This window comes from Rathayibacter sp. AC451 (assembly GCF_979253095.1).
The window spans coordinates 2323253-2349679 of sequence record NZ_CEEDBD010000001.1 but is presented as its reverse complement, the minus strand read 5'-3'; the positions used below and the strand labels follow the sequence as shown (position 1 = coordinate 2349679).

Genomic DNA, 26427 nt, shown 5'->3' with positions numbered 1-26427 from the left:
CTCTCCGCATTTCGGCGACGCTCTCGAAAGGCGCTGCGCTGCGCTGTTGCTTGAGTGCAATTCAGATTTCAGGCAACCCGCCGATTCGCTGCCCGGATCCGGTGACCACTGTCGTACTGCTCGTGCGAGCATCGCTGCTCCGTTCTGCCACGCGCCGTGCGCGCCGTGCCTCCGATCGTGTCGGTTGCGTCGCGAGAGCGGACCCCGGACGAGTCGCTGGAAAGCATCGCGGACCCGGCACCGCTCCTGCGCGCAGAACTCGTCGGCACTTGGGACGCGGGCGTTCAGTTCACCTACGCGTTCTGGATCCCGCTGCTGTTCTTCGACGCACCTCACTCGAACAGCGCTGCCGCTCATCTCTTCGTCGCGCGCGGAGAGCTCCTGCTGGGTGACGGCGAGACGTTCGACCGCTCGTGTCTCGAGCGGTATCCCGCTGGTTCCTTCCTCTGGGTTCCAGCCGGCGCGGCGCACTTCGACGGGGCCGACACCGAGACGGTGCTCATCGGCACGGCGACCGGCCGTGAAGCGCCGACTACAGGTGAGGCGTCGGCCACGAGGGGCTGGTTCTCCGCAGCGGTCGGATCCGGTTCCTCGGAGGTCGGAGAACCCCCGATCCCGGAAAGGACGGCCGAGAGGTGTCGCGCCCGATGAAGGGGCGCGTCGTCGCGGCGCCACACCTTGCGCCCTCCCGCGCCCCGCGCGTACCGTGCTCGAGTACCTCGTCGCGAGCCGCGACGTCGGTGCGGCCACCTCACCGGCCGACCGGACGGCTCGCGGACACGGGGGCTCCCCGCACGGAAGACGGTCCTTTGCGCATCAGCACCGGTACTGCGTCCACGACGCAGACGCTGACCTCGCACTGACGACCCCCGTGCCCGCCCGCTGAGGGCGAGGCTCCCGCATGCCGGGAGCCCGGTGGTCGTCGCGCGCCGACACACCATCACCGGGAGCAACCGTGCCCTCCATCACCACACCCTCCGTCGTCCTCACCGACTGCTCGTTCGCCTGGCCCGACGGCGACGTCGTCCTCGACCGGGTCACCACCGCGTTCGGCCGTGGCCGCATCGGGCTCGTCGGGGCCAACGGCGCCGGCAAGTCGACGCTCGTCCGGCTCGTCACGGGCGACCTCGCCCCCACGCACGGCTCCGTCTCGACGACGGGGCCGGTCGACCTGCTGCCGCAGCGGCTCCGGCGCGGGCCCGACGACACCGTCGCCGATCTGCTCGGGATCCGCGGGAAGCTCGACGCCCTGCACGCGATCCTCGGCGGGGACGCCGATCCGCGGCACTTCGACGTGCTCGACGACGACTGGGACCTCGACGCCCGGGCGGTCGCGGCGCTCGGGGAGGCAGGGCTTCCGGAAGATCTGCGTCGGCCCGTCGCGACCCTCTCGGGCGGGCAGGCGGTCCTCACCGCGGTGACGGGCGTCCTCCTCCGGAACAAGCCGATCGCCGTGCTCGACGAGCCCACCAACGACCTCGACCGGCGGTCGCGCGGCCTGCTGCTCGACCTGGTCGACCGGTGGAGCGGCACGCTGATCGTGGTCAGCCACGACCGCGAGCTGCTCGAGCACGTCGACGAGATCGCCGAGCTGCGGGGCGGTGCGCTCCGCACCTCCGGAGGCACGTTCTCGGACTTCGAGGAGCGCCTCGCCGTCGAGCGGGCGGCGGCCGAGCGCGATCTGCGCGACGCCGATCAGCTGCTGCGCGCCGAGAAGCGGCAGCGGATCGAGGCCGAGACGACCATCGCGCGGCGGGCGAGGGCGGGCGCCCGATCGGCGGAGTCGATGCCGAAGATCCTCGCGAACGCACGGAAGAACAGGGCCGAGGGAACGGCCGGGCGGCTCCGCTCGGGTCACGGCGAGGCGGAGGCGCGCGCCCGCGAACAGGTCGACGCCGCGTCGCGCGCGGTGCGGGACGACGACGCGGTCCGCATCGAGCTGCCGGACCCGGGGGTGCCAGCCGGGCGGCGGCTCGCCGAGATCACGGTGCGCGGCCGCACCACGGTGCTGCAGGGATCCGAGCGGATCGCCGTGGTCGGCGCGAACGGCACGGGCAAGACCACGCTGCTCGAGCAGCTCGTGCGGGCGGAGGCGCGGCCGCATCCGATCGCCGACACGCACGCCACCGCGCTCACCGACCGGATCGGCCGGCTCCCGCAGCGCCGGGAGGGACTGCTCGACGACGACCGCACGGTGCTCGAGCACGTCGCGCGCGCGGCCCCCGCCGTGCCGGCCGGCGAGCTGCGCAACGCGCTGGCCCGGCTGCTGCTCCGGGGCGCGATCGTCGACCGGACGGCGGCGACCCTGTCGGGAGGGGAGCGGTTCCGCGCCGCCCTCGCCGGACTCGTGCTCGCGCAGCCGGCTCCGCAGCTCCTCGTGCTCGACGAGCCGACCAATGACCTCGATCTGGCGACGACCGACCATCTCGTGGAGGTGCTCGCGGCCTGGCGGGGCGGGCTGGTCGTGGTGAGCCACGACGAGGCGTTCCTGGAGCGGCTGGGGCTCGACGGGCGGGTGGTGCTGGACGCGGACTGAGCGGGAGCGCGGCCGTCCCACTCCGTTCTCGCGGCCGCCGAGTCGACGCGGGGCGGGCTCCGGGGTCGGGACGGGCCCCGGTTCGAGTCCACTCGGGTCGGGCTGCGCGGTGGAGTCGACGCGGGGCGGGCTCTGGACCCGGACCGAGCCCCGTTCCGAGTCGAGTCGCGTCGTGCCGCACGCCCGAGTCGACGCGGGCCGGGCTCCGGACTCCGAGCAGGCCCCGTCCCGCGACCACTCGCGCCCCGGATGCGCCCCGCCGGCACTCGCGGACGCGTCGACTCCGCAGTAGTTGTCGTACTCGCGCTCGAGTACGACGACTTTCGAGGAGTGGACCAGGACGTCAGCCCGAGTGGTGCCGCCCGATCGGCAGCACCAGCGGCGTGCGCGAGACCGGGTCCTCGATGATCCGCGACTCCATCCCGAACACCGCGCGCACGACCTCCGACGTCACGACCTCGGCCGGCGTGCCCGAGGCGTACAGCGCGCCGGCCCGTACGGCGAAGAGGTGATCGGCGTACCGCGCCGCGAGGTTCAGGTCGTGCAGCACGATCACGATCGTCGTGCCGCGCGAGCGATTGAGGTCGGTGAGCAGGTCGAGCACCTCGATCTGGTGCGAGACGTCGAGGTACGTGGTCGGCTCGTCGAGCAGGAGCACGTCGGTGCGCTGGGCGAGTGCCAGGGCGATCCAGACGCGCTGGCGCTGGCCGCCCGAGAGCTCGTCGACCGGGCGGTCGGCGATCTCGAGGGTTCCGGTGGCGCGCAGGGCGTCCTCGACGATCGCGTCGTCGTCGGCGGAGGAGCCGCGTCCGAACCAGCCGCGGTGCGGGTAGCGGCCGCGCGCCACCAGGTCCGAGACCGCGATGCCCTCCGGCGCGATCGGGGTCTGCGGCAGCAGGCCCACCTGCGTCGCGACCTGCTTGGTCGGCAGCCTGTGGATCGCCCGCCCGTCGAGCAGGACCGCTCCGGCGCGCGGGGTGATCAGCCGCGCCATCGCGCGCAGGAGCGTCGACTTGCCGCAGGCGTTCGCTCCGACGATCACACTGATCGCTCCCGTCGGCACCTCGAGTGAGAGGCCGTCGACGACGACGCGCTCGTCGTAGGCGAGCGTCACGCCGTCGACCGCGAGCGAGCGGTGGGCGGAGGCGACCCCGGGGTCGCGGACGTGGGCGATGCGGTCACAGGGTGCCTCCGGTGCGGGTGCGTCGGGCGAGGAGCCAGAGCAGGAACGGCGCGCCGAGCGCACCGGTCACCACTCCGACGGGGAAGCGGGCGCCCGAGAAGGCGAGCCCCGCGACGTACTGGGCGACGAGGTCGGCCGCGAGCACGACCACCACGCCGACGAGGGCGGACGGCACGAGCAGCGACCGCGCCTCCGGAACGATGCGCCGGGCGATCGGACCCGACACGAACGCGATGAACGCGATCGGCCCCGTGGCGGCGGTCGCGACCGAGACGAGGCCCACGGCCACCGCGAGCAGCGCCGTGCGGTCGCGCCCGACGGAGGCGCCGAGCGCGGTGGCGGAGTCGTCGTCGAGCTGGAGCACCTGCAGCCGCCCCGAGAGCAGCAGCGCCAGCGGCACCAGCACCAGCATCGCCAGCGCGAGCGGCGGCACGCCCTCCCACATCGCCGAGTTGAGGCTGCCGGTCAGCCAGCGCAGCGACTCCTGCACGTCCTCGAAGTCGGCCCGCGTCTGCACGTACGCGATGACGCTCTGGAGCATCGCGCCCACCCCGATGCCGATCAGGATCAGGCGCGCCCCCGCGACTCCGCCCCGCCCCGCCAGCCCGGCGATGGCGAGCGCGGTCAGGAGGCCGGCGACGACGGCGATCACCGAGACGGCGACGCCCGACAGCCCGAGGAACGCGATCGCGACGACGGCCGCGGCGCTCGCCCCGGACGTGATGCCGATGATGTCGGGGCTGGCGAGTGCGTTGCGCAGCAGCGTCTGGAAGATCACGCCGCCCATGCCGAAGCCCGTGCCGACCAGCACCGCGGTGAGGGTCCGAGGCAGGCGCAGGGTGCCGACGGTGAACGACGCCCCGGGCACCGTGTCGCCGAGGATCACCCGCACGACCTCGACGGGGGAGTAGAAGGTGTTGCCGACGCTCAGCGACACGAGCACGAGTGCGAGCGCGACGGCGGCGAGGACCGCGCAGCCGAACGCGGTGCGGCGGGCGCGCCGGGTCCGCCCGGCGATGATGCCCGGCGCCACTGCGGAACCGTCACCGGACGAGCGGAGTGACGTGGCAGCACTCACAGGGCCCTCACCTTCGAGCGGCGCACGATCGCGATCAGCACGGGCGCTCCGATCAGGGCGGTGACGATGCCGACCTCGACGTCGCTGGGCCGCGCGACGACGCGCCCGACGACGTCGGCGGTGAGCAGGAGCAGGGCGCCGAGCAGGGCGGAGGCGGGCAGCAGCCACGTGTGCGCGGGACCGGTCAACCGGCGCGCGAGGTGCGGGACCACGAGGCCGATGAATCCGATGGGCCCTGCGACGGCGGTCGCGGCGCCGCAGAGCAGCACGGTGGCGATGCCGGCGACCAGGCGGATGCGGCCCACACGGCGGCCGAGACCTGTCGCGAGGTCGTCGCCCAGCGCCAGGGCGTCCAGGCCGCGCGCGCTGCCGAGCGCGAGCACCGCGCCGACGGCGAGGAACGGCAGCACCTGCAGGATCCCGGTCGTCTCGGCGCCGCCGACGCCGCCGACCTGCCAGAAGCGGAAGCGGTTGAGCGTCTCGTCCTGCGTGAGCAGCACGGCGCTGATCAGAGAGGTGAGCGCGGCGGCGGTCGCGGCTCCGGCGAGGGCGAGCGTGAGCGGAGTCGCTCCGTCGCGGCCGAGCGACGCCACGGCGTAGACGAAGGCCCCGGCGGCCGCCGCGCCGAGGAACGCGAGCCAGACGAACTGCGGGAGGGTCGTCACTCCGAGGACCGAGATGCCCAGGACCACCGCGAGGGACGCACCCGCGTTCAGCCCCAGGATGCCCGGGTCGGCGAGCGGATTGCGGGTCATGCCCTGCATGACCGCCCCGGCGAGCCCGAGGGAGGCGCCGACCAGCAGAGCGAGCACGGTGCGCGGGACGCGGTTCTGCACGGCGGCGTCGACGATCGAGGCGGGGTCGGGCGCGGTGAGCGCCGGCCAGATCTCGGCGAGCGGGATCTCGCGCGAGCCGTAGACGAGCGAGGCGATCGAGGCCAGGGCGAGCGCGACGACGACGGCGCCGAGCCCGAGGGGGCGCAGGCGCCGAGCGGCGCCCCGCCCGCGAGTGTCGTCGCGGGCGGGGCGCCGGGGAGGAGCGGAGGCGCCGGTGCTCACGACACCTTGTCGGCGGCCGCCGCGATCCCCGCCGTGTACTCGTCGAGACCCCACGGGATGCTCAGCAGGTTGGGCGAGGAGGTCGCCATCGCGAGGGACGAGCCGTCGGTGAGGACGTAGACCGAGCCGCGCGCGACGGCCGGGATCTTCGAGAGCAGCGGGTCGGCCTGCAGGGCCGCGAAGGTGGTCTCGTCGCCGTAGACGATGAGCACGTCGGCGTCGAGCTGGTCGGCGTTCTCGGAGCTGAGGGTGCCGCTGAACGCCTCGGAGTCGCCCGAGAGCTCGACGACGCTGGGCGCGACCTCGAGGCCGAGGTCCTCGACGTACTTCACTCGCGCGTCGTTCGGCGTGTAGTAGGTGAAGGAGCTGGCGTCGGTGGGGTCGTACCAGCCGTAGGTGAAGGTCGTCCCCTCGAGAGAGGGGTGCTCGGCCACCGTGGAGGCGATCTCGTCCTCGACCTCGGCGACCTTCGCCTCGGCCTCGTCCGCGAGCCCGAGGGCGGCGCCGTCGAGCTTCGCGGAGTCCTGCCACGTCGTGCCCCAGGGCAGACCCGGGTACGCGACGGTCGGGGCGATCTGCGACATCGTGTCGTAGTCCTCCTGCGAGATGCCGGAGTAGGCCGAGAGGATCACGTCGGGCGCGAGGTCGGCGATCGCCTCGAAGGGCACGCCGTCGGTCTCGTCGAAGAGCTCGGGAGTCTCGGCGCCGCTCGCGTCGAGGGCCTCCTTCGTCCAGGCCAGCAGCCCGTCGCCGTCCTCGTCGCCGTAGGAGGCGCGGGCGAAGCCGACGGGAACAACGCCCAGCGCGAGCGCGACGTCCTGGTTGGTCCAGCTGGTGGCGACGACGCGGTCGGCCGACTCGACGGTGGTCTCGCCGAAGGCGTGCTCGACGGTGACGGGGAAGCCGGCCGACGCGCCAGAGGGGGCGGAGTCGGAGCCGGCGTCGGCGCCTCCGGAGCAGGCCGTGAGAAGCAGGGCGGTGAGGCCGAGCGAGGCGACGGCGGTGAGGCGGCGGGGGGTGCGGATGGCGGGCACTGGTGTCCTTCGGCAGGGGAGGTACGGGGTTGCGAAGGTTAACCTAACCTAACTTCCTCGGAGTCGCCACGGCGGGGCGGTGTTCTGCCCGGGCTCGCAGGAACGCGCGAGCCTAGGGTGGAGGCCATGGTCCCGACGCAGCCGCCCACCGATCCGGGCGAGGAGCCGCGGAACCCCGAGCCCACGCCGGAGGAGCGCGCGCTGCGCGCCATCCGGAACACGAGCGCCGGAGCCGACCCGGGCGCCGAGGCACTGGCCCTCTCGAACGACTTCACCGACCGCTGGACGGAGCGGCTCCGAGGGGTGTGGCGGCGGCTCCGCCTGCGCGGTCGCGGGCCCCGGGCATGAGCCGGCACCGGGGCGGGTCTCGGCACGGGGTCTCGCGTCGACGCGTTCGACGCCCCTACGGTCGCACGACGCGTCCCACCGCACGGACGCCGGGTCCGGACGTCGGCCTCGAGGTCGTGAGGAGGGCCGGCGGATGATCCGAGTACTGACCGTGGGCACGGGGACGATCACGACCGGGTTCTGCCGCGCGGTGGACGTGGTCTCCGGGATCCGCGTCGACGCGGTGCACTCCCGCGACGCGGGTCGGGCGAGGATCCTGGCGGACAGCGTCGGTGCGGTTCCCGCTCCGACCGATCTCGAGCGCGCGCTGGCGCTCGACGACATCGACGCCGTGTACGTCGCGACCCCGAATCGGCTGCACGCCGAGCACGTGCGTCTCGCGATCGAGCAGGGCAAGCACGTCCTGGTGGAGAAGCCGGGAGTGACGGACGCGCCCGCGTGGGCGGACCTCGTCGCGCAGGCCGACCGAGCCGGTGTCGTCCTGATGGAGGCTGTTCGATCCGCCTACGACCCCGGCACGCTCGAGCTGGAGCGCCTTCTGCCCCTCGCCGGTCGCCTCCGTCGCGCCTCGTTCCGGTTCGAGAAGGTCTCCTCCCGGTACCCCGCGGTGCTGCGCGGCGAGTCCAGCTCGACCTTCGACCCGGACGGCGGCGGGGCCCTCCTCGATCTCGGTGTCTACGCCGTGAATACGGTGATCGGGCTGTTCGGCGAGCCCCGCGGAGTCGCCGGCCTGCGCGTGGCCGTGGCGGGGGGAGTCGACGGCGCGGGGATCGCGCTCCTCGACTACGGCGACGTCGTCGTCGATGTGAGCGTCTCGAAGATCACGACCTCGTTCGCGTCGAGCACGATCCAGGAGAGGACGCCACGCTGGAGATCGACCGCGTCGTCGCGCCCCGCTCGATCACCGTCCGACCGGTCGACGGCGCCGCGCCGACGGTGCGCGAGATCCCGCCCCCGGCGCACCTGCTCGCCCCGGAGGTGGCCCGCTTCGTGGACCTGGTCCGCGGCGCCGATCCGGGGCCGGACCAGCGCCGCACCGCCGCGACGCTGCGGACCCTGGACCGCATCCGCGCCGCGTGGACCGACCACCCGGACCGGGTGTGAGCGTCCGGGGATCGAGGATCCGGTCGGTCCTCGAGCGACGATCTCTTAGACGACGCACTGGTCCGCACCGCAGGATTCGGCCTCGAGGACGAGCGACGGTCGACGCTACTTCTGTTCGGGCAGGGGATCAGGCGGGCTGTTGTCGGAGACCTCGCCGTTCTCCGATCCGACCGATGTCACGGTGTACGGGCTGAGGTTCAGGGTGTCTCCGGCGTACAACGTGAATGCCGAGTTCCGCCGCACCTGGTTGAGTGCGTTGATGTAGTCGACGTGGAGGCAGAAACGCTCAGCCACGACGGTCCACACGTCATCGGGTGCGACGACATAGGCGACTGGTCGGCCGGCCTCGTCCGCCACGACGTCGCCGTTCGCGTGCTCCCGCGGACCCTGGTCCGACGGGATGCGCAGGCGCTGCCCACCCAACGACGACACCGATGGTCGTTCGGACGACCACGGCTCGTACAGCTCGATCGGCGCGCACGTCGATGCGGCTGAGGGCGTCGGTCGAGCTGAAGCCAGCACGTCGGCTTCGACCGTCGCTGCCGGCGCGGGCTGCTCCGGCACTGGTTCTGCAGACGTCGGAGTCGTTCCCGCGGCAGCGTCGGGCGACTCGCGAGGCGTCACGCATCCTGACAGCGAGACGAGCAGCAGCAGCGCGGCCCCGATGGATGCACTGACACTCGTGATCCCCCGACCCATGTGGTGAGCGTAACGAGTCGCCGGGGCGTCGGATCCGCTCGACTCGGCGGGAACTCGTCGACGGGTCCCGGCGAAGAGGCGTGCGCTCAGTGGAAGTCGAGAGTGGAGGGCGCGGGCGCCAGCACGGTCGACACGATGACCGCTCTCGTCCTCGTCGCAGTGCGGAATCCGTGGTGAGCAGACCCCCGGACAGGCCGTGCGTGCCCGACGTGCAGTCCGTCGGGATGTTGTGATCAGCGTGGTGTGAGTCGACGGAGCGAGGATCTCCACGCTCCGGGCCGAGGATGCTCCGGCCCGCCGATCTGCTGCACGTCAGCAGTGCCGGATCGACCCGCTCGGCCGTCGGATCCGGGGCGCCGCACCCCCTCGGAAGCTGAGTTCGATCACGATCGACTCCGTCCGTTGCGTCAACGCGATTGACGACTTTACGGTCGCATCAATCGTTTGACGGAGGGAGTGTCGATGCTGACGCTGAAGGACATCGCACGGCACGTGGGCGTGTCCGCGTCGACCGTGTCGCTCGTCCTCAACGACCGCGACCGCGGTCGGGTGAACCCCTCGGTCGCGGCGACGATCCGCAGGACCGCGGACGACATGGGCTACGTGCCCAACCTCCTGGCCCGCGGTCTGAAGACCCGGAAGTCGCACACCATCGGCATGCTCTCGGACGGCGTCGCGAGCATCCCGTTCGCGGGGGGCATGGTGCGCGGCGCGCAGGACACCGCCTGGACGCTCGGCTACCTGCTCATGCTGATCGACTCCGGCGGCAACCACGACCTCGACTCGGCGGCGGTCAAGTCGCTGCTGCAGCGCGACATCGAGGCCCTCGTCTTCGCTGCCGAGTTCCACCGCGACGTCGAGCTGCCCCTGGTGCCGACGTCGGTGCCCGTCGTCGTCCTCGACGGACGCTCCGCCGACCGGACCGACGTCGACTCCGTCGTCCCCGACGAGGAGCAGGGCGGCTACGACGCCGTCCGGCACCTCCTCGAGGCGGGGCACCGCCGCATCGCCTACTGCGGCGTCGCGGACGAGCGCTACATCGCCGCCACCCTGCGCCGCCGCGGCTACGAGCGGGCGCTCGCCGACGCGGGCATCGCGCTCGACGAGTCGATCGTCGTGGCGGCCCCGGGTCCGGAGACGCGCGACGGATTCCCTTCCGCCACCGCACTCCTCTCCCTCTCCGACCGGCCGACCGCGGTCTTCTGCTTCTCGGACCGGCTCGCGTTCGCGTTCTACCAGGCGGCGGGACGGCTGGGCCTGCGCGTGCCAGAGGACCTCTCGATCGTGGGCTTCGACAACCAGATCGCCGTCGCCGACTCGGTCCTCCCCGGACTCACCAGCGTCGCCCTGCCCCACGCCGAGATGGGCTCCTGGGCGATGGAGCGGGCCGTGCTGCGGATCCGCGGCGAGTCCTCGCTCCCGTACGAGCACCGGCTGATGCGCTGCCCGCTCGTCCTGCGCGAGTCGGTCGGGCCGCCGGGTTGACCCGCCGCCGTCGTCCGGCGCCCTCGCGCCGCCCTCCGGCCGACCCGCACTGCTGATCCGAGGATCACCCGCTCACCTCCCTCCCGTCGTCGCGCCTGCGGCGACCCTCCGACCCCTGCCATGGGCGCACGCCCGCGGCAGTCCCTCCCCATCACGAAAGCAAGGAAGCTGGCATGAGACACCCCCGACGACCCCGTCGCGCACTCGCCCTCGCCGCCGCCGCACTTCTGAGCGCGACCACCCTGGTCTCCTGCTCGTCCGCCGGCGGAGCAGCCGAGAGCGACGGGACCTTCACGATCCTGCAGTACGAGAACCCCGACTCGGCGCAGGGTCAGGGCTGGGCGCGCGCGGTCGAGCTCTTCGAGGAGCAGCACCCCGATGTCGAGGTCGACTACCAGACCACGAGCTTCGACGCGATCCGGCAGAACGCCAAGATCCTGCTGACCGGCAACGACGTCCCCGACGTGATCGAGTTCAACAAGGGCAACTCCGACGGCGGCCAGCTCGCCGCGCAGGGCCTGCTCGACCCGATCACCGACCTCGTCGAGGAGCGCGGCTGGGACGAGAAGGTGTCGGGCGGGATGTCGTCCTTCGCCCGCTACGACGAGAGCGGCAACGCCGGCTCCGGCGACTGGTACGGCGTCCCGAACATCGGCGAGTACGTGATGCTCTACTACAACAAGGACCTCTTCGCGAAGGCCGGCATCACCGAGCCGCCGACCACGATCGAGGACTTCGAGGCCGCGATGGACGAGCTCCTCGCGCAGGGTGTCACCCCGATCTCGAGCTCGGCGGCGACCAGTCAGGGCTTCAACCAGATGTGGGTCTGGTACTCGCTGGTCTCGCAGGCCGCCGGGGACGACCGCACCCCCATCGACGACTTCATGTTCCTGCGGAAGGACATCGACTTCAGCCAGGACCCGTGGGCGTCGGGCACGCAGCGCTTCCAGGACTGGATCGAGAAGGGGTACGTCGGTGAGGACCTCGGGGGGCTCTCGTTCGAGCAGGCCACGGTGAACTTCCTCGGCCAGGACGCGGCGATGCTCATCTGGAACAACGGCGAGTTCGCCCGCATCGGCGAGCAGGCCGAGTTCCCGTGGGGCTACTTCACCCTCCCCGGGGCGGACCTCTCGATGGGCTCGTCGGGGCACCTCTGGGGCATCCCCGCGAAGGCCGGCGACAAGGACCTCGCGGCCGACTGGATCGACATCACGCTGAGCGACGAGGTGCAGAACCTCATCGGCGGGAAGGGCGGGCTCCCGCTGGCGGGCGACACCGCCACCATCGAGGACCCGCTCACCCAGGAGTTCACCGCGCGCTTCGACGAGCTCGTCGCGGACGACGCCCTGACCTTCTACCCGGACTACCCGGTCCCCGGGCTCCTCGACTTCATCCAGAACAACATGCAGGCGATGTCCAACGGCAACGAGACCGCCGACGAGTACCTGCAGAAGCTGCAGGAGTTCTACGACGACGGCCGCGCGGTCGTCGAAGAGGGCTGACCCGGATCCACGGAAGGACCATCATGACCTCCGCACCACCCCGTCCTCCGGCGGCGCCCCCGCGCCCGCCGCCCCGGTCGGCGCGCCCCCGCGGCGCGCCGACCGGGGCGGCGGGGGCCGCGCCGGCTACTGGCTCTACCTCCTCCCCATCGCCGTCGGCTTCGTCGTCGTGGTGGTGGCCCCCTTCGCCATGAACGTCTTCTTCAGCCTGTTCCGCTGGAAGGGCGGGCTGGCGCCGATGCGCTGGAACGGCCTCGGCAACTACACCGCGCTGCTGGCCGACGAGCAGTTCTGGCAGTCGTTCTCGAACTCGGTGGCGATGATCGTGGCGATCGTCGTCATCCCGACCGCGATCGGCATCGTCCTGGCCGCGCTGCTCTTCGACTACCTCGGCAGGAGCTTCGGCGCCCGCGCGGCCTCGTTCCTCCGGGCCACCTTCTACCTGCCGCAGATCCTGCCGATCGCGGTGGCCGGCTTCATCTGGAGCTGGATCCTCGACTCCGGTGACGGAAGCCTCAACGCCGCCCTCCGCGCCATCGGGATCTCGGATCCGCCCGACTGGCTCGGCGATCCGACCACGGCGATCTACGCCGTGATGCTGATGCTCGTCTGGCTGCAGATCGGCTACCCGGTCGTCATCTTCATGGCCGCGCTCCAGCGGGTCGACCCCGAGCTCTACGAGGCCGCCGAGCTCGACGGCGCCGGCTGGTGGCGGCGCTTCACGGCCATCACCGTCCCGCAGATCCGTCCGGAGGTCTTCATCGTGGTCCTCACCGCCACCGTCGGCGCACTCAAGGTGTTCGCGCCGATCCTGATCCTGACCGGCGGCGGGCCCGAGAGCTCGACCGTCGTGCCCTCCTACTACGCGTACCGCAACTTCTTCGAGCTGTCGCAGGTCGGCTACGGGTCGACGATCGCCACGTTGATGTCGGTCCTGATCTTCGCGATCGCCGGCGTCCTGCTCTGGTGGCAGCGGCGCGGAGACGGCGAGAAGGTGGTGGCGCGATGACCGCCGTGGACGCTCCCCGCGCGGAGCACCGCTTCCGCCGCACCCCGATGCACTGGCTGATGCTCGTGCTGGCGGCCGCCTTCGCCCTGCTGATGCTCGCTCCGTTCTGGCTGCTCGTGCTCAACGCCTTCAAGACCGGAGCGGACTACTCCGCGAACGGGCCCCTCGCCTTCCCGACGTCCTTCACCCTCGAGGCGTTCACCTCGTATCTGGGGCGGGTCGACTACCCGGTGGCGCTGGGCAACTCGCTGCTCATCTCGGGTGTCGTCGCCGTGGCCGGCGTCGGCGTCGCGCTCCTGGCGGCCTACGCGATCGGCGTCGGCCGGATCCGCGGAAGCGGCATCGTGCTGGCGCTGCTCCTGATCTCGACGATGCTCCCGCACGAGGCGCTCATCTACCCGCTCTTCTACGGGGCGCAGGCCACCGGCACGCTGAACACCCCGTGGGCCGTGATCATCGTCTTCACGGTGCTGCAGGGCGCGTTCGGCACCTACATCCTCGCGAGCGTGATGGCCACCGTCCCCAAGGAGCTGCTCGAGGCCGCGGCGATCGACGGCGCCGGCCGCTGGCAGATCCTGTGGCGCGTGGTGTTCCCGGTGCTCCGGCCGACGCTCTCGGTGCTGCTGGTGTTCTTCTTCATCTGGACCTGGAACGAGTTCTACATCCCGCTCATCCTGCTCAGCGACCCGGCCTCCCAGACCGTCCCGATCGCCCTGTCGACCCTGCGGGGCCAGCACTCGATCGACATCACGGTCGTGAACGCGGGCTCGCTGCTCTCGCTCATCCCCACGCTGATCTTCTTCCTGCTCTTCCAGCGGACGTTGAGCCGCGGCGTCACCGCGGGAGCCGTCAAGTGATCCGCCCCACCCTCCTGCCCACCTCCGTCTCCGAGGAGTACCGATGAACATCCCCTGGCACACCACCACCCGCGAGCGCGGCGTCCGCAGCCGCTCCATCAACGCCGAGAACCCGACCGGAGCGTCGGGCGCGGCGGCCAGGACCGCCTCCGATCTCGGTCCCGGCCGCAAGGGCACGGCGTTCCTGCCGCTGGCCGCGGGCGAGACGCTGACCCTGGCCGAGATCGAGGGCCCGGGGGTGATCGGGCACATCTGGATCACCGTGGCCGACCGCACCGAGGCAGGTCCCTTCGTCCTGCGCGATCTGGTCCTCCGGGCGTACTGGGACGACTCCGACCAGCCCGCCGTCGAGGTCCCCCTCGGCGACTTCTTCTGCAACGGCTTCGCGACCCGGGCGCTGGTGACCTCGATCCCGATCGTCGTCGCGCCGACCGGGGGGATGAACAGCTACATCCCCATGCCGTTCCGCCGCTGCGCCCGCCTCACCCTCGAGAACCAGCACGGCGGCGACCTGCCGCACGTGTTCTTCCAGGTCGACTACACGACGGGCGACGCCCTGGACGCCGGCACCGAGTACTTCCACGCCCAGTGGCGGCGCTCGGACGGCACCACCGCACTGGGAAGCGATCACGTCGTGCTCGACGGCGTGGAGGGCCGGGGCACCTACCTCGGCACCTACATCGCGCTGGCCTCCCTCCAGCGCTACTGGTGGGGCGAGGGCGAGATGAAGTTCTTCGTCGACGACGACGACGAGTTCCCGAGCCTGTGCAGCACCGGTCTCGAGGACTACGCGGGCGGTGCGTGGGCGTTCCAGGACGAGCTCCGCGCCGACCCCGAACCTGAGATCCTCACCTTCAGCGCGCCGTACTTCGGCTACCCCTTCCACAGCACGCGCGACGTCACCAGGGCCTCGCCGTTCTCGACGGAGGCGGTGCCGATGCATGCGCTCTACCGCTGGCACCTGCCCGACCCGATCTACTTCGACGAGCGCCTCCGCGTGACGCTGCAGCAGATCGGGGCCTGGGACCACGGGCTGTTCGAGCGGCAGGACGATCTCCTCGAGCACCGCCTACTGGTACCAGTCCGGGCCGCCGGCGGCGTTCCCGCCGCTGCCTCCGGTCGAGCAGCGCCGACCGCGCTGACGGGTCAGATCGGGCGGACGCACGCCTCCTCGATCGCCGCCTCCTCCTCGAGCGTGAACGAGGACTCGGCGGTGGTCGGGAACCAGCCCTGCTGCGGCCACTGCGCGACGAAGTCGGCGCGCGACGGAGCGGCGGTGATCGTCGCTCCGTTCGCCTCGTAGCAGGGCACGAGGTACTCGGTCAGGTAGCTGTAGAGGTAGTCGATCTGCTCCGTCGTCATCGGCGCGATCGGAGTGGTCGGGTAGGTGCTCCAGCAGGTGAACGAGGCGACGGACTCCGCCTCGTCCACGGGGCTCACCATCAGCCCGGCGGGTCCCTCGCCGTCGGCGTCCGTGCCGATGTCGACGGGGACCCCCGCCGCCTCGAGGCAGTCGACGAGCTCCGGGGCGGCGGCCTCCTCGCGGTACTGCAGGAACGGGTCCGCGGGCCGCACGGCGCTCGGGTAGCCGGCGACGACGCCCTGCCACTGCTCGTCCTGCTGCTCGATCCGGAGCTCCTCGAGCCGGTCGGCGTCGAGGGGCGCCGGCGCCGGGGACGGGCCGAGATCCGGCATCGGGTACACGACGGCTCCCTCCGCGCTGGGGGAGGAGGTCGGGGCGTCCGACGCGGACGGGGCGGCTCCCGCGCATCCCGTCGCCCCGAGGGTGAGGCAGGCGCCGAGCAGGAGCGGGACGAGGTGCCGTGAGCGCGTGCGAGTCATGTGGTCCCCCCGGAAGCCGACCGGTCCCGAGAGGGCGCCGGTCGCTCGATTCTGCCCGATGCGAGGCGCCGCGCGCTCAGCCCGCCGCCCGGCGGATCGCGACCACGGTCACGTCGTCCGGCAGCACGCCCGCGGACGCCAGCCGGGTGATGCTCGCGACCGCCGCCGAGGCGGTGGGCGCGGCGGCCGCAGCGGCGTCGGCCACGCGCTCCAGCGCCTCCATCGTCCCGTCGAACAGGTCGAGCACCCCGTCGCTGCAGATCAGCAGCAGATCGCCGGGGCCCAGTCGGAAGGCGCTCGTCTCCCACTCCTGCGTGCCGAGGACGCCGAGCGGCAGGTTGTGCGAGGGGACGCGCTCGCGGGAGCCGTCGGCCCGGCAGATCACCCCGAGGCCGTGACCGGCGTCGACCGCGGTGACATCGCCGGTCGCGGCGTCGAGCCGCAGGTGCAGCAGCGTGACGAAGGCCTCGTTCGCATCGAGGTCGGGCTCCACCGCGCGGTCGACGAGGGCCATCGTGCTCCCCGGATCGAGCGAGGGCGGGGTGATCCGCAGCGCCGCGCGGACCGTCGCCGCGATCATCGCCGCTCCGACGCCCTTGCCCATGACGTCGGCGAGCGTGACGACGAGACCGTCGGAGGTGCGCTGCCAGTCGAAGAAGTCGCCGCTGACCGCGCCGCTGGGCACGCAGGCGCCCGCCACCTCGTAACCCGGGAGGTCCGGGACCGACTTGGGCTGCAGGCGGCGCTGCACCCCTCCGCCGTCGGCGAGCTCCTGCCGGGTCCGGGCGGCCCGGGCGGTGAGCATCCTCGCGACCTGCTCGCCGCTGAGCGACGCCATGCTGAACGACACCACGACCAGCAGCACCAGGGTGATGAGGGTCGTCGACGGCGTGCCGAACCAGGTCGTGAACAGCACGCTCCGCGGACCGACCGCCAGGAACACGCCGAACCGCACCGCGTAGTAGGCCGCGAGGGCTCCGGAGGAGAGCAGCAGCGGCCAGCGCGTGCGCGAGTGCCCGGCGGCGAGGAGGGCGATCTCGCGGGTCGACAGCCCGATCAGGGTCGCCATGAGGGCGAGGTAGAGCGGGCCTCCCGACCAGTCGTTCACGGCGGGCGAGTCGAACGCCGAGACCGAGACGACCAGCACCGTCGGAGCGATCACGAGCCACCACGGCGTCGGCCGGCCGCGCAGCGAGCGGCTGCCCATCCACACGCTCGCGGCGCCCGCGACGATCAGGCCGTTGCCCAGCGGATTCGCCCACACCTGCTCCGGCGTGCCGTCGCGCAGGTAGGCGAGCGAGCCGCCCATGAACAGCGCGAGCGCGGTGCACCACCAGAAGCTGAAGGCCGACCGGGTGGTGCGGAACGTGACGAGGGCGAAGAGCAGGAAGAGGGTGAGAGTGGTGACCCCGAAGGCGACTCGGAGGGTCGTGGAGTCGAGCAAGGCGGTCCCGTGGTCCTTCCGTCAGACCGAGCGCGGAGCCGGCGGAGGAGCGACCGGCACGAGACGGATCCTCCCACGAGACGGACCCCCGCGTCGCCCGAGCGGGGGTCCTCGGGCGTGACCGCCCCGGGGACGGGGGGCACGGCGGGGGACGGGGCGGTCAGGGCCGCACGAGGACGACCACCTTGCCGCTGCCGCTCTCGGCGACGGTGTGCGCGCGGGCGATGTCGGCCAGCGGGAGCACGTGGTCGACGCGCGGCGTGTAGAGGCCGCTGCCGCCCAGCGCGGCGGCGTGCCGCAGCAGCGCCGACTCGTTGCGGGCGTCGACCTTCCGCAGGCCCAGCCGGGCGGCGCCGCGGTCGTCGATCACGGTGACGACGCGGGAGGGGTCGCCCACGATCGCCAGCAGGTCCGGCAGGGAGTCGGACGGGGCCGAGTGCAGTGCGGCGTCCACACCGTGGGGTGCGAGCCGGGCCACCCGCTCGGCGAGACCCGGGCCGTAGGTCGTGGCGGCGACTCCGAGCGCGTCGAGGAACGCGAGGTTGCTCTCGCGCGCCGTGCCGATCACGGTCGCGCCGGCGGCGAGGGCGAACGCGGCGGCCGCGCTGCCGACGGCGCCCGAGGCGCCCTCGATGAGCAGCGTCGCGCCGTCGAGGTCGCCCAGAGCACCGAGGGCGGCGGCCGCCGTGGCGGAGGCGAGCCCGGCCGCCGCGGCCTGCTCGGTCGACCACTGCTCGGGGACGCTGCTCCAGGCGGTGAGGACCGCGTACTCGGCCGTCGTGTCGCTCACTCCGCCCAGTCCGAAGACGAGATCGCCGACCTGCGCGTCCGTCACTCCGGCGCCGACCTCGTCGACGACGCCGACGGCGTCGCGACCGGGGATCGCCGGCAGGTCAAGGGGCAGGTAGGGGGCGAGGTGGCCGGCGCGGAGCAGGACGTCGATCGGATTCACGCTCGTCGCGAGCACGCGGATCCGCACCGCTCCCTCGCCGGCGCGGGGCTCGGGGGCTTCCTCGACGGTGAGGACGTCGGGGGCTCCGTAGGAGTGGAAGCGGGCAGCGCGCACGGGGTTCTGCTTTCTGACGGGGTTCGCAGCAGCGGATGCTTGCTGCGGAAAGGAAGCTATCCCCGAATGCTTTCCGTGGCAAGTGAATGTAGTCTGCGAGGGTGACCGCGGCCGATCGACTCTCGCCCCAGCAGGACCGGACCTGGACCCTGCTGGTGGGCGTCATGATGTGGCTGCCCGCCGAGCTCGACGCCTACCTCGAGCAGGCCGCCGATCTCAGCCACGCCGAGTTCGGGGTGCTGCGCTGCCTCTCGCTCGGCGAGGACCGCGAGATCCACATGAGCCGCCTGGCCGCGACGGCCAGCGTCACTCCGTCGCACCTGTCGCGCATCGTGGGGCGACTCGAGAAGCGCGGCCTCCTCGCCCGCAGCACCGACCCCTCGGATGCGCGGCGCACGCTCGCGAGGCTGACGGCCGCGGGCGCGAGGCTCCTCGCCGAGGTCGAGCCCGGGTACGTCGCCGAGGTCCGCGCACGGGTGTTCGCCCTGCTCGAGGACTCGCAGCTCGATCAGCTCGAGGACGTCGCGGAGGCGATCCTCACTCCGCTCCGGGGCGAGTGCGTCGACCTGCTGCCGCCGCGATCGGCGCGCTGACGACTGGGTGGGCACGGGATCGACGCCGCAGCTCGTGCGATCAGGACGAGCGGACCGCGCGAGCTGGTCTCCCCCAGGCGCTACGTGTGCTGGGTCAGCTCGTTGGTGACACACGTGTTGCGAGTGTGAGGCCATGGCTCGAGTGGATACGGCCAGTGTTGTAGTGCTGGATCCAGGGTGCAAGGGCGGCGGTGCGGGCTTGGTCGCTGGTGAACGGTTGCCGATAGGCCCAGTCGGCGGCGAGGGTGCGGTTGAAGCGTTCGACTCTCCCGTTCTGCCAGGGGCAGTGAGGTGTGATGCACTTCTGTCGTGCCCCGAGGTCTGCGACGGCTGAGCGGAATGCGAAGGAGTCGTCCGAGAGGACGCGGTGGATACGGGTGATGCCCCGTCGGGCGAAGTAGGCGGCCGCTCGGGTCAGGAATGCGGCTGCGGTGACGCCATCTCGTCGGGGGTTGATCTCCACGTGCGTCAACACCGTCGTCCCCGGCTACACCGAGACGCCGCTCGTCACCGCGATCTCCGGCGACGCGGACGCCCGAGCGGCGATCACCTCACGCATCCCGCGCGACCGCCCCGGCTCCGCCGTGGACGTCGAGGGGATCATGGTCTCCCTCGTCAGCGACGAGTCGAGCTACGCCACCGGCGCTCTCTTCCGCGTCGACGGCGGCATGACCACCCTCTGACGTCTCCGCCCATCGCCTCATCGCCGTGATGTTCTCCGATCAGTATTTGCGCAACGCTTTTGACGACTCACACCGCCTCTTCTAGCGTCGGCCGCACCTCCGCACCGTTGTAGCGACGATGAGAGGAGGCCCTGGAGCAGTCACGGCCCTCGAGCTCAGCGCGACCGGCGCCGCGACTTCTCCCATCCACCGATGAAGATGGAGAGATCACCATGAACACTGGCGTTCCACGACCGGTGAGCCGGTCATCGCGAACCCCGAGCGACCGGAACGCACGGCGCGCCCTGCTCGGAACCGTCGCCGCCGCCACACTCATCCTCGGGCTCGCGGCAGCACCGCCCGTCACCGCAGCGGAGGCTGCGGCATGCCCGACCGGCCCGACCGGTGCAGTCCTCGTCGACGCGACCTGCGTCGACCCGCTCTACTCCACCCCTGTCATCGACAGCACGACCGATGTGCAGAGTCCGGTGCCTGTCCGGAAGGTCATGGGGCACTTCGACGGGACGCAGACGCGCTTCACGATCTACCTGCCGCCGGCCGCGCAGTGGGAAGGCCGCTTCTTCCAGAGGGTCTACCCGATCCAGGACGAGAACGCGGAGGACCGCGTCGTCGCCTTCGGTGCCGCGAGCGGCGGCTACACGGTCCAGACGACCGGCACGGTCGGCTACCGCCACGACGCCGCCGCCGCGAAATTCGCCCGTACTGTCGCCGCCGAGTACTACAGCGCGCCGCACCGGACGATCTACGGGTACGTCTACGGCGGCAGCGGTGGCTCCTACCAGTCGGTCGGTGCAGCAGAGAACACGCGAGACGTGTGGCAGGGTGCCGTGCCATCCATTCTCGCGACGCCGGTGTCGTTCGCGAACACCGCCAGCATGCGAGCACTCGCGGGCTTCGTCCTCAAGGACAAGGCCGCGCAGATCGAGGACATCGCATCGGTCGGTGGCCGGATCGACTCCGTCGCAGGCCTGACGGCGCTCCAGAAGACTCTCGCCGTGCAGGTGACCCGCTTCGGAGTACCTCCGCGCGCCTGGGAGGACTTCGACTACGTCGACCTCTCCGACGACGGCATCTTCGTCGACACCGTGAGGAACATCGACCGCACGTACGCTGCGGATTTCTGGTCCCTGCCCGGCTACCTCGGAACCGAGAAGTCCGAGCTCGGCGACAAGATCCGCGCCGCGAAGTTCGACACCACTGGGACGGTGACGGCTGTCAGCGTCGGCGCTGACGGCCGCACGAGCATCGCCCTCAGCGGTGTCCCGGCCGGCGCGGACAAGACCACGGACTTCACGCTGCAGGGTTCAGCCGGAGCCGCTCCGGTCGGTCGTCTGACGGGCACCTTCGATGCGAACACGGACGTCTTCATCCTCAACGCCGACGCGGATCCCGCGGTCGTCTCGGCTCTGGCGGTCGGCAGCTCGGTGCGCATCGACAACCTCTGGCACCTCGCGATGTTCGGCTACCACCGCCATCAGGTCCCCACCAGCCGCGAGTTCACGCAGTGGGACCAGTTCCGCAAGGCGGACGGAACGCCGATCTACCCCCAGCGCCCGGTTCAGGTCTCCCCGATCATCGCGAACGTCACCACGGGCGGCGCCGCCTACAGCGGTGCTGTGACGATGAAGACGATCGTCGTCGACAACCTCTACGACAGCGACGCCGTGCCGTGGGGTGCGACGTGGTACGCCGACAAGGTGAAGGCGTCCCTCGGAGCTTCGTTCGACGACACCTTCCGCGTCTACTTCAACGATCACGCGGATCACCAGGAGGGTCCGGTCACCGGCGAGAAGGCCTCCCGGCTCGTCGAGTTCACGGACAGTGTCGAGCAGGCTCTGCGCGATGTGAGCGCCTGGGCCGAGCGCGGAATCGCTCCTCCCGCATCCACGCGGTACTCCGTCTTGCAGAACCAGGTCCTCGTGCCGGCGACGGCATCGCAGCGCGAGGGCGTTCAGCCCGTAGTGACCCTGACCGCGGCTGGGAAGGACAGGATCGAGGTACGCGTCGGCGAGAAGGTGACCTTCACCGCGAAGGCGCAGGCTCCCACCGGCACCGGATCGATCGTCAGCGCCGAGTGGGACCTGCGCGGCTCGGGGGAGTACGGACCTTCGACCTTGACGTCGCCTGCCGCGAGCGTGACGACGACGAACAGCACGACCTTCTCGAAGCCCGGCACGTACTTCGTGACGGTGCAGGTCGCGTCGCAGCGCGACGGCGATACGGCGAGCCCCTTCGCGAACGTGGCGAACCTCGCGAGAGTCCGCGTCATCGTGAAGTAGTCCGCGGACGAGCAGTTCTGCCCGGCGCAGCCGGAAGACTCGTCGGGCAGAGCTGTCGTCGTTGCTTGGGCCGTGATGGTGCGCTCTGAGTTGAGCTAGCCGGACCTTACTGGCGAGGAGCTCATCCCCCGCTGGCCCCGTGAGCAGCGCGGCCAGCAGGGTCCCGAGGACTCGGGTCCGTCAGGAGCCGCGGTGCTCCAGGTCGGTCGTCGGCCTGTAGGAGATCGACCGGATGCGCCCTGCGGGGAGTGGGAGCCGACAGCGAGTGTGCGTCCGGTGAAGCCGGCGGCGACCTCCGTGGAGAAGTAGCGACCGTCGAGCCGGGCGAGCTCGGTCGAGACCCCGCCCGAGCGCACGGAGAGGACGACGTCGTCCGGGCCGGCGTAGCCGAACGGCACCGGACGAGTCTTCGGTTCCACCGTTTCGAGCACGAGGATCACATCTTCACCTGTGACCTGGACGCCCGCGGTCTCCTGCCGCAGGTCGCCGATCCTCACGATCACCCGGACGCGACCGTCCTCGAGGACGAGCCCGCACCAGTGCCGGTCGTCGAGTCGGAGGCCGAACGACCCATCGATGGAGACATCCGCCTCCGCCCGCCAGGAGAAGTCGCGGACCCGGCAGCAGAGATGATCGACCGTCTGACCGCTGCTGCGGAAAGCAAGCCCAGTAGCTGTGCTGACGACGAGGGACTCCGGCTCACCATCGGGGACCACCCATCGCGGGTCAAGCTGCTCGGAGGTGAAATCGTCATGGAACGCCGTCTCGGCCGCAGGGATGCGGAAGCGGTCCTCCTCAAACACAGGCCAGCCGTCGATCCAGTCGATGCCCGCGAGGAACGTCTCGCGACCGAGGACGTGGAATCCCGGTGTGGATCCCCGTGGCCTGGCTCCGAGGTAGACGGCAGCCCACTCTCCCGTCGGCGTCGGCACGAGGTCGGCGTGGCCGACGTTCTGCACCGAGTGTGAGCTGCTGCGGTGGGTGAAGACGGGATTGCGGGGATCGCCCTCGAAGGGGCCGCGTGGTGAGGTGCCGCGCGCGACGGTGACGCAGTGCCCTCGCTCGGTGCCGCCCTCAGCGAGGAGCAGGTACCAGTACGAGCCGATGTGGTGAAGATGCGGACCCTCCGCGGCCTGCATGCCGCTGCCCTGCCAGATCGGGTAGTCGGGCTCGAGGAAGGACCCCGTCTCCGGATCGATCGGCGCTTGGCGGATCCCCTGTCCTCCGACGGTGAAGTCGAGCAGGTGCCAGGTGAGATAGCACTGCCCGTCGTCGTCCCAGCACAGGTCGGGGTCGATGCCCTGCGCTTCGGGAACGAAGACGGGGTCGCTCCACGGTCCGGCGGGATCCTCGGCGTGCACGATCACCTGGCCGGATTCGAAATCGCTGACGTTGGTGGTGATGAACCAGAAGCGTCCGCCGTGGTAGCGCAGGGTCGAGCCGTAGATCCCGGTGGAGGGCCCTGTCGTGCCGCGGCGGAACTGGTCCCTCGTGGTCAGGATGTTGCCGATCTGCTCCCAGGTGATGAGGTCGCGGCTGTGGAAGATGGGGGCGCCGGGGAAGTACTCGAAGCTCGACGTGGCGAGGTAGTAGTCCTCGCCCTTCCGGCAGATGGTCGGGTCGGGGAAGAACCCGGGGATGATCGGCCTCACCGCGCTGCTCGCGAGATCTCTCTCGAGAGCCACCTCCTCCGCGCGCGCAGCCTCACCGGCCTGGTGGCCAGCGGAGGTGCTCGGCGCGAGGTGCTCGATCGTGCTCATCGTGGCTCTCCGGGTGTGGTCGTGGGGGCGGCTGCCGGTGTGCTGCTCGACGAGAGCAGTGGGGCGAGGACATCGGCGAGGGATTCGAGCGCTGCAGGCGAGGGCCACCCCTTCGTCCACACCGCCGGGAGGAGGTCGTCGACGGGTCGGTCCAGGAAGGGGCCGAGAAGGAGGGCGAGGCGGACGTCGCCAGGGGCGAGCCCCGCGTCGAGTGCTGTCGCTTCGAATTCCGCCCAGCGCTCGGGGTCGTCTACGAGCTCGCGCACGGTTCTCGGCGACGTCCGGCTCTGCTCCTCGTCGGCGATCGTCCAGATGTGGTGGCCGTGCCGCACGAGTAGCGGGGACGATTCACCAGGCAGCGTCACTTCAGCACTCGCTCCGACCGGGACGGTCACGTCGAAGGTCAGGGTGCCGTCCCCTCTGCGCCAGCTGGCGGCCGCCTCGCCGTACGGAGTGAGGTGCCACGTCGACGCTCGATCGAGGTGAGCCGGCGGGAGCGGCTTGACCTCGATGAGGCGGTAGCCGGGCTCGCGCGGGGCGAGGCCGGCGAGGCGGCGGTGCATCCAGTCGATGACGCTGCCGAGGGCGTAGTGGTTGAAGGAGGTCATTCCGCTGGGGTTGATCGTCCCGTCCGGCAGAAGGCTGTCCCAGCGCTCCCAGACGGTGGTGGCGCCCATCGTGATCGGGTACAGCCAGGACGGTGCCTTCGTCTGCTGGAGCAGGCGGTGGGCGAGCTCCGGGTAGCCGGCGTTCGCGAGTGCGTCGGTGATCAGCGGGGTGCCGATGAAGCCGGTGGCGATTCGGAAGGCTCCGGTGCGCACGAGGTCGGCGAGGCGGGCGCCGGCCGCCGCTCGGCTCCGGGCGGGGAGGAGGTCCCACTCGAGGGCGAGGACGTACACGGTCTGAGCGTCGGAGAGGATGCGGCCGGCGGGGGTCACGAATTCTCGGCGGAAGGCGTCACTCACGGCGTCGGCGAGGTCGCTGTATCGGTCTGCGTCCCCCGAGTGTCCGAGTTCTCGGGCCGTGTCGGCGAGGAGTCGTGCGGAGTGCGCGAAGTAGGCCGTCGCGACGACGTCCGGATCCGCTTTCGCTTCCGCCGCGTCGTCGTGGGGTGCTGTCGGGTCGAGCCAGTCGCCGTACTGGAAGCCGCCGCGCCAGATGAGATCGTCGCCGGCGAGGCTTGTCACCTTGTCGACCCAGGCGCGCATGCTGGCGTACTGCTGTCGCAGGATGCCGGTGTCTCCGGTGCGCTGCCAGAGGACCCAGGGGACCACTGTCGCGGCGTCGCCCCAGGCGGCTGCGGGTGCGGAGGTGAGCGCCGTTCGCAGGATGTCCGGGACGACGTGCGGAACGCTGCCGTCCGGCGCCTGCTCGGCGGCGAGGTCGGCGAGCCACGAGGTGAGGAATCCGGCGCTGTCGAAGAGGAACGTCGCGGTCGGGGCGAAGGCCTGGATGTCTCCGGTCCAGCCGAGCCGTTCGTCCCGTTGCGGGCAGTCGGTCGGCACGTCGAGGAAGTTGCCGCGCATTCCCCAGACCACGTTCTCGTGCAGGCGGTTCAGCATCGGGTCGGAGGAGTCGAACCAGCCGGTCCTCCGCAGGTCGGTGCCGATGACGACGGCGTGCACGTCCTTCGTCTGGATGTCGCGCAGGCCGGTGATCTCGGCGTAGCGGAAGCCGTGGAAGGTGAGGGACGGCTCGAGAATCTCCGAGTTGGCGCCGCTGAGGCAGTAGATGTCCGTCGCTTTCGCGCTGCGCAGTGGTCCGGTTCCGAGTTCGCCCGCTTCGAGGACCTCCGCGTGCCGGATGATCACCTCGTCGCCGGCCTGGCCGTTCTCGGCCGTGATCCGCACCCAGCCCACCACGTTCTGCCCGAAGTCCACGAGAGTCGCGCCACTGGGCGTCGTCCACACCGAGACGGCGGGGATCTCTTCGGTTTCACGCATCGGTGGACCGTCGGCTCCGACGAGCCGGGTGAGATCGGCGTCCACCTGCTCGACTGCTCCATCGAAAGGGGAGGAGCCATCGATGCGGAGGTCGGTGGTCTGTCCGTCGTAGATGTCGTCGGCGAGGATGCCGGTGGAACGCGCGGTCCACCGCTCGTCCGTGTCGAGGACGAGGAGGGTGCCGTCGGCGGTCGTCACCTCGAGCTGTGCAAGGAGGGCGAGGCGGTCGCCGTAGATGGCCCGCTCTCCGAGGAATCCGAAGCGTCCGCGCCACCAGCCGTTGCCGAGCACGACGTCGAGGGTGTTCGCCCCTTCGACGACGAGATCCGTGACGTCGTAGACCTGGTAGCGCAGGCGGTGCTGGTAGGCGGTCCATCCGGGGGCGAGGACGCTGTCGTCCACTGGCTGGCCGTTCAGCCGTGCGGAGTAGATGCCGTGCGCTGTCGCGTAGAGACGCGCGCTGACCACTCCTGCGGGAACTGCGAGGACTCCACGCAGCTCGGGAGCGGCCTGGCGAAGACCACCCTTCTCGACCGGGCTGATGAAGTGCGCCGTCCAGTCGGATTCATCGAAGAGTCCGGCCTCCGCGGTGGTCGGCTCGCTCCATCCGCTCCACTCGTCCTGGGCGACACGCACGCGGACCGCGATTCTCTCGCGGGAGAGGAGGGGCTCGTCGGGCCACGGGACGAGCACCTGATCCGCCGTGTCGACGGTGAAGCTGCGCGTTCCGCTTTCCCTAGCGATCTCGATCTCGTATCGGAGCTGCGTGTAGTCGGGGTCGGCTGAGGGCACGGTCCAGGACAGCGCGGGTGTCCTGCCGGCGAGTCCGAGAACGTTGCCGGTGTCGGTGCGGTGGTCGAGTCGGGGAGCGGTTGGGGTGGCTGAATGAGCCATCGGTTTCCTTACGGGTGAGGCGGCGGCTCG

At 71.3% G+C, this 26427-nt stretch carries 21 protein-coding genes and 1 pseudogene; 12 read left to right on the top strand and 10 right to left on the bottom strand.

Annotation, left to right across the window (positions count from 1 at the left end; all coding sequences use genetic code 11):
- Window positions 1–165 precede the first annotated feature (165 nt).
- Together AC0CID_RS11270 and AC0CID_RS11265 are read left to right on the top strand one after the other, a co-directional pair.
- Complete coding sequence (locus AC0CID_RS11270) at window positions 166–651, top strand: cupin domain-containing protein (RefSeq protein WP_465226877.1); 486 nt, start codon at window positions 166–168, stop codon at window positions 649–651.
- A 304-nt stretch (window positions 652–955) separates the two neighbouring features.
- On the top strand, window positions 956–2536 hold the full coding sequence (locus tag AC0CID_RS11265; RefSeq protein WP_465226876.1) for an ATP-binding cassette domain-containing protein: 1581 nt from the start codon (window positions 956–958) through the stop codon (window positions 2534–2536).
- A gap of 343 nt (window positions 2537–2879) precedes the next feature.
- Here AC0CID_RS11265 and AC0CID_RS11260 read toward each other — a convergent pair whose 3' ends face one another.
- From AC0CID_RS11260 to AC0CID_RS11245, 4 genes are all read right to left on the bottom strand, one after another.
- A complete protein-coding gene (locus tag AC0CID_RS11260; protein WP_465226875.1) occupies window positions 2880–3650 on the bottom strand; it encodes an ABC transporter ATP-binding protein in 771 nt (256 codons plus the stop codon).
- Between the two features lie 64 nt (window positions 3651–3714).
- Window positions 3715–4752, bottom strand: a complete 1038-nt coding sequence (locus AC0CID_RS11255; RefSeq protein ID WP_465226874.1) for a FecCD family ABC transporter permease — start codon at window positions 4750–4752, stop codon at window positions 3715–3717.
- A gap of 41 nt (window positions 4753–4793) precedes the next feature.
- Window positions 4794–5855, bottom strand: a complete 1062-nt coding sequence (locus AC0CID_RS11250) for a FecCD family ABC transporter permease (protein ID WP_465226873.1) — start codon at window positions 5853–5855, stop codon at window positions 4794–4796.
- On the bottom strand, window positions 5852–6889 hold the full coding sequence (locus AC0CID_RS11245; protein ID WP_465226872.1) for an iron-siderophore ABC transporter substrate-binding protein: 1038 nt from the start codon (window positions 6887–6889) through the stop codon (window positions 5852–5854). Before AC0CID_RS11245 ends, AC0CID_RS11250 begins: the two co-directional genes overlap by 4 nt.
- 126 nt (window positions 6890–7015) lie before the next feature.
- On the opposite strand from AC0CID_RS11245, the gene AC0CID_RS11240 reads away from it, so the two are divergent.
- Window positions 7016–7237, top strand: a complete 222-nt coding sequence (locus AC0CID_RS11240) for a hypothetical protein (protein ID WP_465226871.1) — start codon at window positions 7016–7018, stop codon at window positions 7235–7237.
- Between the two features lie 133 nt (window positions 7238–7370).
- Complete coding sequence (locus AC0CID_RS11235) at window positions 7371–8390, top strand: Gfo/Idh/MocA family protein (protein ID WP_465226870.1); 1020 nt, start codon at window positions 7371–7373, stop codon at window positions 8388–8390.
- Between the two features lie 56 nt (window positions 8391–8446).
- On the opposite strand, the gene AC0CID_RS11230 is transcribed toward AC0CID_RS11235, so the two are convergent.
- Window positions 8447–9040: a hypothetical protein gene (locus AC0CID_RS11230; protein ID WP_207406763.1), complete on the bottom strand. Its 594-nt coding sequence runs from the start codon at window positions 9038–9040 to the stop codon at window positions 8447–8449.
- A gap of 462 nt (window positions 9041–9502) precedes the next feature.
- Between AC0CID_RS11230 and AC0CID_RS11225 the strand changes: the two genes are divergently transcribed.
- From AC0CID_RS11225 to AC0CID_RS11205, 5 genes are all read left to right on the top strand, one after another.
- On the top strand, window positions 9503–10525 hold the full coding sequence (locus AC0CID_RS11225) for a LacI family DNA-binding transcriptional regulator (RefSeq protein ID WP_465226869.1): 1023 nt from the start codon (window positions 9503–9505) through the stop codon (window positions 10523–10525).
- A gap of 173 nt (window positions 10526–10698) precedes the next feature.
- Window positions 10699–12027: an ABC transporter substrate-binding protein gene (locus AC0CID_RS11220; protein ID WP_465226868.1), complete on the top strand. Its 1329-nt coding sequence runs from the start codon at window positions 10699–10701 to the stop codon at window positions 12025–12027.
- Window positions 12028–12175: 148 nt separating this feature from the next.
- The gene (locus tag AC0CID_RS11215) at window positions 12176–13036 is read left to right on the top strand and encodes a carbohydrate ABC transporter permease (RefSeq protein WP_465228089.1); all 861 of its coding nucleotides are present in this window, start codon (window positions 12176–12178) and stop codon (window positions 13034–13036) included.
- Entirely contained in the window at window positions 13033–13893 is an 861-nt protein-coding gene (locus tag AC0CID_RS11210) for a carbohydrate ABC transporter permease (RefSeq protein WP_465226867.1), read from the top strand. Before AC0CID_RS11215 ends, AC0CID_RS11210 begins: the two co-directional genes overlap by 4 nt.
- 43 nt (window positions 13894–13936) lie before the next feature.
- Complete coding sequence (locus AC0CID_RS11205; RefSeq protein ID WP_465226866.1) at window positions 13937–15196, top strand: glycoside hydrolase family 172 protein; 1260 nt, start codon at window positions 13937–13939, stop codon at window positions 15194–15196.
- A gap of 615 nt (window positions 15197–15811) precedes the next feature.
- On the opposite strand, the gene AC0CID_RS11200 is transcribed toward AC0CID_RS11205, so the two are convergent.
- Complete coding sequence (locus AC0CID_RS11200; RefSeq protein WP_465226865.1) at window positions 15812–17179, bottom strand: PP2C family protein-serine/threonine phosphatase; 1368 nt, start codon at window positions 17177–17179, stop codon at window positions 15812–15814.
- Window positions 17180–17339: 160 nt separating this feature from the next.
- Complete coding sequence (locus tag AC0CID_RS11195) at window positions 17340–18245, bottom strand: alcohol dehydrogenase catalytic domain-containing protein (RefSeq protein ID WP_207406776.1); 906 nt, start codon at window positions 18243–18245, stop codon at window positions 17340–17342.
- 101 nt (window positions 18246–18346) lie between these two features.
- Between AC0CID_RS11195 and AC0CID_RS11190 the strand changes: the two genes are divergently transcribed.
- On the top strand, window positions 18347–18838 hold the full coding sequence (locus AC0CID_RS11190; protein WP_465226864.1) for a MarR family winged helix-turn-helix transcriptional regulator: 492 nt from the start codon (window positions 18347–18349) through the stop codon (window positions 18836–18838).
- Window positions 18839–18932: 94 nt separating this feature from the next.
- Here the strand turns inward: AC0CID_RS11190 and AC0CID_RS11185 are convergent.
- Window positions 18933–19316: pseudogene (locus tag AC0CID_RS11185) on the bottom strand (integrase core domain-containing protein); the annotation flags it as partial.
- On the opposite strand from AC0CID_RS11185, the gene AC0CID_RS11180 reads away from it, so the two are divergent.
- The gene (locus tag AC0CID_RS11180; RefSeq protein ID WP_465226863.1) at window positions 19270–19521 is read left to right on the top strand and encodes an SDR family oxidoreductase; all 252 of its coding nucleotides are present in this window, start codon (window positions 19270–19272) and stop codon (window positions 19519–19521) included. The pseudogene AC0CID_RS11185 and the gene AC0CID_RS11180 overlap by 47 nt on opposite strands.
- A 212-nt stretch (window positions 19522–19733) precedes the next feature.
- Window positions 19734–21800 carry a PKD domain-containing protein gene (locus AC0CID_RS11175; protein ID WP_465226862.1) on the top strand — a complete coding sequence of 689 codons (2067 nt, stop codon included), beginning with the start codon at window positions 19734–19736 and terminating at the stop codon, window positions 21798–21800.
- A gap of 95 nt (window positions 21801–21895) precedes the next feature.
- Here AC0CID_RS11175 and AC0CID_RS11170 read toward each other — a convergent pair whose 3' ends face one another.
- Window positions 21896–23560 carry a glycoside hydrolase family 43 protein gene (locus tag AC0CID_RS11170; RefSeq protein WP_465226861.1) on the bottom strand — a complete coding sequence of 555 codons (1665 nt, stop codon included), beginning with the start codon at window positions 23558–23560 and terminating at the stop codon, window positions 21896–21898.
- A complete protein-coding gene (locus AC0CID_RS11165; protein ID WP_465226860.1) occupies window positions 23557–26397 on the bottom strand; it encodes an alpha-L-rhamnosidase in 2841 nt (946 codons plus the stop codon). Before AC0CID_RS11165 ends, AC0CID_RS11170 begins: the two co-directional genes overlap by 4 nt.
- Window positions 26398–26427 lie beyond the last annotated feature (30 nt).

Coding starts and splice junctions, on each gene's coding strand:
- AC0CID_RS11240 (WP_465226871.1), top strand. CDS start 7,016: ATGGTCCCGACGCAGCCGCCCACCGATCCGGGCGAGGAGCCGCGGAAC.
- AC0CID_RS11235 (WP_465226870.1), top strand. CDS start 7,371: ATGATCCGAGTACTGACCGTGGGCACGGGGACGATCACGACCGGGTTC.
- AC0CID_RS11230 (WP_207406763.1), bottom strand. CDS start 9,040: ATGGGTCGGGGGATCACGAGTGTCAGTGCATCCATCGGGGCCGCGCTG.
- AC0CID_RS11225 (WP_465226869.1), top strand. CDS start 9,503: ATGCTGACGCTGAAGGACATCGCACGGCACGTGGGCGTGTCCGCGTCG.
- AC0CID_RS11220 (WP_465226868.1), top strand. CDS start 10,699: ATGAGACACCCCCGACGACCCCGTCGCGCACTCGCCCTCGCCGCCGCC.
- AC0CID_RS11210 (WP_465226867.1), top strand. CDS start 13,033: ATGACCGCCGTGGACGCTCCCCGCGCGGAGCACCGCTTCCGCCGCACC.
- AC0CID_RS11205 (WP_465226866.1), top strand. CDS start 13,937: ATGAACATCCCCTGGCACACCACCACCCGCGAGCGCGGCGTCCGCAGC.
- AC0CID_RS11175 (WP_465226862.1), top strand. CDS start 19,734: ATGAACACTGGCGTTCCACGACCGGTGAGCCGGTCATCGCGAACCCCG.
- AC0CID_RS11170 (WP_465226861.1), bottom strand. CDS start 23,560: ATGAGCACGATCGAGCACCTCGCGCCGAGCACCTCCGCTGGCCACCAG.
- AC0CID_RS11165 (WP_465226860.1), bottom strand. CDS start 26,397: ATGGCTCATTCAGCCACCCCAACCGCTCCCCGACTCGACCACCGCACC.